Below are 2,453 nucleotides of genomic sequence, written 5' to 3' on the forward strand. Positions count from 1 at the left end.
ACGGGTTTTGGAAAGCGAAGCTGTTTTGCGTAATATCGTTTTATTAAATTATCTTTTCTTCAATCAGCGCTTCCGCAATTTGTACGGAGTTCAGGGCTGCACCTTTGACCAGGTTGTCGGAAACCACCCACATATGGAAACCTTGCGGGTTGTCGAGGTCCAGGCGGATGCGGCCGACAAATACATCGTCAAGGCCGGCTGCCATCAGCGGCATTGGATACACTTGGGCCGAAGGATCGTCCATCAAAGTGACACCTGGAGCTTCAGCGACGGAATCCTTCACTTCCTGAAGCGTCGGTGCTGCCTGCAATTCAACGTATACAGACTCCGAATGGCCCGTCACGACCGGCAGCCGGACGCAGGTTGCTGCAACGGACAGATTGTCGTCATGCATGATTTTCTTCGTTTCATTGATCATTTTCATTTCTTCCAGCGTATAGCCGTTGTCAGCGAAAACATCGATTTGCGGAATGGCGTTATAGGCAATCGGGTAATGTTTCTCGGCCGATTTCACCGGCAGCATTTTAGCTGCAGCATCTTTCGCCCCTTTAAAACCGGCATCAGCCTGCTCTTTCAGCTCATTGATGGCGTCAATGCCAGCGCCTGATACAGCCTGGTAGGTCGACACGACAATTTTGGACAGTCCAAATTGCTCTTTGAGCGGCTGCAGTGCACAAACCATTTGAATCGTCGAGCAATTCGGGTTGGAGATGATGCCGTTATGCGATGCGAGATCGCTTTTATTGACTTCGGGTACAACCAGCGGAACTTCCGGATTCATGCGGAAGGCGCTTGTGTTGTCGATGACGATTGCGCCGCGCTTAACTGCTTCAGGAGCGAACTTTTCCGACACGCTGCCTCCCGCACTGAACAGGGCAATGTCGATGCCTTCGAATGATTCCGGCACCGCTTCTTCCACAATATATGTTTTCCCGTTAAAATCGATTTCACTGCCTGCTGAACGCTTTGAGGAAAGGAAACGGATTTCGTTTACCGGAAAATCGCGTTTCTCCAATTGTTCCTTCATTTGCTGTCCGACGGCGCCTGTTGCGCCCATGATCGCTATATTATAAGTTTTCACTTGGCTCTCTCCTTCACAGATGATTGGATTCATTTTATCACAATTCAGCGCACTGACGTACTAAATCAAAAGAAAAACATCCTCAGCTTTGCGAGGATGTCTCTTTCGGGCAAATGATCGACTGTGCAGGAGCATCTTTTAAAAGCTCCAATGTGTACTGCACTTTTTCAAGTGATACTCCGTCAATTTTTTTCAAAACTTCATCATAGGTAATATGTTTGCCGAGGAGTAATTCGTGCTTGCCGTTGCGGCTCATACGGCCACTCGTGCTTTCCATGCCGAGCAGCAGATTGCCTTTGAACTGTTCCTTGGAATCGACTACTTCCTGCTTCGTCAGCCCGGCTGTATACATCGTGCGGATGGATTCCAAAATTTTCTCCTGCAGTTCCGGGAGCTGTTCATTTGAAGTGCCGCCGTAAATTGCCAATGTGCCATGATCCGAATAAGCGGAATGATAGGAGTAAATGGAATAGGCGAGTCCCCGCTCTTCCCTGATTTCCTGGAAAAGGCGTGATGACATGGTGCCGCCCAGAATATTATTCATGACTGCCATATCGTAAAGATGCGGATCATTTATCGACAAGCCGGGGTAACCGTAGCAAAGATGTCCCTGTTCAATGTCTTTGTGCCTGATGGATGTTCCGGCTGTGAATCCTGGGGCCTGGTAAGGTTTCCGGTAATCGCTTCGTTTGAAGTTGCCGAAAACACCCGCGATTTGCTGGATCAAAGCGGGTGATATGTTCCCTGCCACCGATACAACCGAATTGTGAGGTGTATAAAAGCGGTCCATGAAATCCCGGATGGCCGCAGCATCGAACTTCTTCAATGTCGTTTCACTGCCGAGAATTGGAGCCCCCATCGAATGATGCGGATACATGACGCGCCAAAGCTGCTCGTGCACATCGTCGTCCGGCATATCTTCCGTCATGCTGATTTCCTCCAGCACCACCTGGCGCTCCCGTTCGATTTCAGCAGGATCCATAAGCGAATTAAAGAACATATCCGACAGTATATTCACTGCGTGCCCTGCATGTTCATCAATGACTTTGGCGTAATAGCAGGTATATTCCTTGGATGTGTACGCATTGATGTCGCCGCCGATCCGGTCGAATTCCCTTGCAATTTCTTTTGCCGAACGTGTTGGCGTACCTTTGAACAGCATATGTTCGATAAAATGGGTAATGCCGTTTTCCTCCCGCTCTTCATCCCGTGAGCCTGCCTTGACAAAAATTCCGACGGCCACTGAACGAACATGAGGAATCTGTTCTGAAACGATCCGTACACCGTTATCGCAAATAAAAGTATCTACCACTTTGGATTTCCCTCCAATTAGAAAAGCGTAAGCGCCCGTTCAGCTCTGAAAGGCATAAGA

2 protein-coding genes are annotated in these 2,453 nt (G+C 48.9%); both read right to left on the minus strand.

The window, feature by feature from the left end; genetic code table 11:
• Nucleotides 1-43 precede the first annotated feature (43 nt).
• The gene (locus KW93_RS10210) at nt 44-1,057 is read right to left on the minus strand and encodes an aspartate-semialdehyde dehydrogenase (protein WP_033542911.1); all 1,014 of its coding nucleotides are present in this window, start codon (nt 1,055-1,057) and stop codon (nt 44-46) included.
• A gap of 106 nt (nt 1,058-1,163) precedes the next feature.
• Nucleotides 1,164-2,393: a M16 family metallopeptidase gene (locus KW93_RS10215; protein WP_033542910.1), complete on the minus strand. Its 1,230-nt coding sequence runs from the start codon at nt 2,391-2,393 to the stop codon at nt 1,164-1,166.
• Nucleotides 2,394-2,453 lie beyond the last annotated feature (60 nt).

The sequence above is a fragment of the Planococcus sp. CAU13 genome, from assembly GCF_000775575.1.
Classification (GTDB): domain Bacteria; phylum Bacillota; class Bacilli; order Bacillales_A; family Planococcaceae; genus Planococcus.

Excerpts from the sequence above, each read along its gene's own strand:
- KW93_RS10210 (WP_033542911.1), bottom strand. The coding sequence starts at position 1,057 with ATGGGCGCAACAGGCGCCGTCGGACAGCAAATGAAGGAACAATTGGAG.